General features: G+C 71.8%; 4 protein-coding genes. 2 read left to right on the top strand and 2 right to left on the bottom strand.

Going from position 1 to position 3699, the window contains the following annotated elements; genetic code table 11:
• A partial coding sequence (locus G6021_RS10425; protein ID WP_182641239.1) for a transposase occupies nucleotides 1-371 on the bottom strand: 371 nt, incomplete at its 3' end.
• A 144-nt stretch (nucleotides 372-515) separates the two neighbouring features.
• Between G6021_RS10425 and G6021_RS10420 the strand changes: the two genes are divergently transcribed.
• Nucleotides 516-1796: a DUF4921 family protein gene (locus tag G6021_RS10420; RefSeq protein WP_182641240.1), complete on the top strand. Its 1281-nt coding sequence runs from the start codon at nucleotides 516-518 to the stop codon at nucleotides 1794-1796.
• An 88-nt stretch (nucleotides 1797-1884) separates the two neighbouring features.
• On the opposite strand, the gene G6021_RS10415 is transcribed toward G6021_RS10420, so the two are convergent.
• A complete protein-coding gene (locus G6021_RS10415) occupies nucleotides 1885-2400 on the bottom strand; it encodes a hypothetical protein (protein ID WP_259845726.1) in 516 nt (171 codons plus the stop codon).
• A gap of 109 nt (nucleotides 2401-2509) precedes the next feature.
• Between G6021_RS10415 and G6021_RS10410 the strand changes: the two genes are divergently transcribed.
• Nucleotides 2510-3691 (top strand): DUF4185 domain-containing protein, encoded by a 1182-nt coding sequence (locus tag G6021_RS10410; protein ID WP_182641238.1) that lies wholly within the window; start codon nucleotides 2510-2512, stop codon nucleotides 3689-3691.
• The last annotated feature ends 8 nt before the right edge of the window (nucleotides 3692-3699 follow it).

Raw genomic sequence — 3699 nt, 5'->3', positions numbered from 1 at the left:
AAGATCCGCTGCGGTCGGTCACTGGCGGCCAGCCGGCGCCGCCAATACGTCAACGTCGAGGAGTCGAAACCCTTCGCATCGACCGCGTACCCGCAGGCGGCTTTCCACCGCAGGTCGAACGTCAGCGCGTCGACTGCCTCCCGGTCGGAGTGCCCGAACAGTGCCTGGAGCACGATGACCGAGGCGATCACCTCACCCGGGATCGACGGTCGGCCCCGGCCAGAGGGAAACAGGTCGGCGAACAACTCGTCCGGGAACAGGCGGTCACGGTGCTCGGCCAGCAACGCGAACACACTGCCGGGCTCGAGCAGATGCCCCGCCACCGACTCCACATCCAACAGTTCCCGCTGCCGATCCGACTCACCCTGCATGAGGCACATCATTTCAGTGCCACCCCAACCTCGCAGGCCAGCCACGCCACTTGTTCAGCAGTCTCCTAGGCTCGCCGGGTGACCACCGCTCCAGACTCCCCGTCGGCCCTGAACAGGCCGCTCCGGAGCCGGCCGCTCCGCCGGATGGCGGACGGGACCGTCAAGCAGATCAACCCCTTCACCGGCACAGAGGTCTGGACGGTTCCCGGCCGCGGCCACCGCCCCGTCGACCATTCGCCAGGCGAGGTCCTCCCGGTGGACCCCCACGCGGCCGAGGCGTACTGCGCGTTCTGCGTGACCCGGCTGCGCGAGACCACTCCGGAGAAGTCACGGCTGGTGCGCGACGGCGACACGTGGACGACGCTCGACCGGGTGGCCGCGCACGAGCTCAGCCTCACGACCCCTGAGTTCCGGCTCTTCGGCAACCTCTTCGAGATCGTGTCGCTGGACTACTGGAGAGCGGTCCACGGATACCGGATCCCGGCCCGGGCCGCCGCGCACCAGACCGCCTATCTCGGGACCGACGAGGGCGCCGACCACGTCCGCGCTCTGGTCCGCACCAGGATCGCCGCCGCACAGGGGGATCCGGCGGACGCCGAGGCCATGACGACCGCGAAGCTGGCCGCCCACTCCGAGAGCTTCTTCGGTGGCTGCCACGACGTCGTGGTGGCCCGCCGCCACCTCACCGACGGCGCCACGAGTTCCGACCGCCACGCCTCCTCCGGTTGCCTCGACCCGGACGAGCACCAGCAGTTCATCGCCTTCACCGTCCGCGCCATGCGGAACCTGTACACCGACAACCCCCATGCCCGGTACGTGTCGGTGTTCCAGAACTGGCTGCGTCCCGCGGGCGCGTCGTTCGCACACCTGCACAAGCAACTCGTGGCGATCGACGAGGTCCCGGCGAAGACCGGTCGCGAGGTGGCCGCCCTCGCCTCGGAGCCGGACCTCTACTCCACGCTCGGGGTCGACCACGCGGCCTCGGAGGGGCTGGTGCTGGCGGCCAACGAGCACGCGGTGGCGGTGGTCGGGGTGGGGCACCGCTATCCCGCCCTCGTCATCTATTCGCGCTCCGCCGCGAGCGAGCCCTGGGAGCACTCCCCGGACGAGCTCCGCGGGGTCTCCGACCTCCTGCACGCCTGCCACGCCGCCACGGGCCCCCTGGTGCCCACCAACGAGGAGTGGCACACCCGGCCACCGGGGGTCGGCGCGGCGATGCCGTGGCGGATCGTGCTCAAGTGGCGGATCTCGAACCCCGCCGGATTCGAGGGGGCGACCGGGATCTACGTCAACACGATCGACCCGTGGGCCCTGCGCGATCGGGTCGCGCCGCGGTTGGTCGAACTGCGTGACTCGGGTCGGATCGCCGACATGGCGCTCGGGGCGGAGTGCGGGGACGTGCGGGGGTCCTTGCGCTCCAGGTGAGGCCGGGCGAGGAGCGGGACGGGATCGACGACGACGACGAGGTGGGACGACGACGAGGTGGTCAGGTGAGCACCGGGGGTGCCCCCGCCTAGATCGCGCGTCTCGCCCGACCCCGGGGGAGCCTGGCGGCGGTGGCCTCACGGATGCCCGGTACGGAGGCGGGGATCACGACGGGCCCGGAGAGCGACGGGTCGAGCAGCATCGCCGTGGGGGTCTCCTCCGAGCCCATGTTGATGCGGCGGCAGAGCTCGTAGGCGTCCTCGTCCCGCCAGATGTTGACCCAGTGCACCTCGAGCCCCTCCCGGGCGGCGCGCCGACGCAGCGCGGAGGAGTACGGGCACCCGGGGCGCCACAACACCACCACGGCGTGCTCCACGCAGGAGCTGCGCACCGACTGCAGGGGCTCGTGACCGGTGACCCTGAGCGGCGAGTTCCACAGAGCCACCACCGCGGTCACCGCCAACACCAGCAGCGCCGGTGCCGCGCCGTGACCGAACCCCACGATGGTCCAGGCGAGCGCGCACCCCACGGCCACGACGGCCGCGGGGCCGAACCAGTGGCCGGGGACGATCTCGCGCCCCGCCCGGGCGAAGGGGTGTGTCACGCGGACGACCATACGCGTCCCGGATCCCGGTCCGCCCGTGCATTAACCGAATTGTGATGCGTCCACGATCGGCTCTCCGCCCGTCGTCCGTGACGGTAGCGTCGGAGCGATGACGGACTCGCGCCCGCCGACCCCGGCCCCGCCGACCAGCACCCGGAAGCTCCGCGACCTCACGGGACCCGGGATCACCACCGCGTTCGGTATGGAGGGGACCGATCTGGGGATCACCGCCAGGACGCCCTCCGGACGCCTGCTCGCCGTGTTCGGCGACACTTTCGCGGGAGCGGGGATGGGAGCCCCCCACGTGGGGCGCCCCCACCCGGGGATCGCCGAGTGCTCCCCCACCACCGACGAGCGACCGGGGCCGGGCAACCCCGACTGGCGGTCCCCCGTCGGCCTGTTCGCCGACGACGCCGCCCCGGGCGGGGGCCTGGTGTGGACGGGCGCGGCCGGTCCCGGCCCGCCGGACTACGCGGGGCAACTCATCGACTACGTCCACGGCCGGGGCTGTTCCACCGTCCTCCCCGGCGACGTCCTGACCCTCGGCGACACGATGTATCTCCACGTCATGGTCAACGAGGGGCTGGGGACGGTCACCCGGACCGAGATCCACCGCTCGGTCGACGACGGGAGCACCTGGGAGCCGACCGGTGTCACGTTCTCCCCCCGGCTCGAGGGCGGCCACCGCCAGCTGTGGACGTGGGAGACAGGCGGGGACGGATTCGTCTACGTCATGTCGACCGGGTTCCAGCGGGACAAGGGGGTCATCCTCATGCGGGTCCGCGAGGAGCACCTGGCGGATCCCGGCGTCAACGGGTGGCAGACGTGGGGCTACCGCGAGGGCGCCTGGGACTGGGGCAACCCCACGACAATCGTGCTTCCGGGCCGCATCGGCGAGATGTACCTGCGGCGGTGCGAGGACTTCTGGACCCTCACCTACTTCGACGCCGAGCACTACCGGATCGACTGCCTCACCTTCCCGCACATCGGCGCCGACCTACTGGACAGGTCGGTGACGACCCACACCACGCTCCTGCACGGCTGTGCCTGGGGCGACGAGTCCGACGGCTCAGATCCCGCCGCGGGTCCGGCACGCGTCGCCCAGCTCTACTGCGGCTGCCCGGTCCCGGGGTCCACCCCCGAGGAGTGGCACGTGGTCGTGAGCCAGTGGAACACCCACGACTCGGCCGCGGGCCCCGCCGGCTGGCCGTACCGCTCCATGCAGTTCGTGGGGTCCATCCCGCGTCCGCTGGGGACACGGGCCGGGGACCGACCCGCCGCGGGCGCGTAGGTCCGCGG

This window comes from Dietzia sp. CW19 (genome assembly GCF_014145265.1).
Classification (GTDB): Bacteria; Actinomycetota; Actinomycetes; order Mycobacteriales; family Mycobacteriaceae; genus Dietzia; species Dietzia natronolimnaea.
The sequence above is the reverse complement of the archived record's forward strand: the minus strand, read 5'-3'. Positions and strand labels throughout refer to the sequence as shown.

Coding starts and splice junctions, on each gene's coding strand:
- G6021_RS10410 (WP_182641238.1), top strand. CDS start 2,510: ATGACGGACTCGCGCCCGCCGACCCCGGCCCCGCCGACCAGCACCCGG.
- G6021_RS10420 (WP_182641240.1), top strand. CDS start 516: ATGGCGGACGGGACCGTCAAGCAGATCAACCCCTTCACCGGCACAGAG.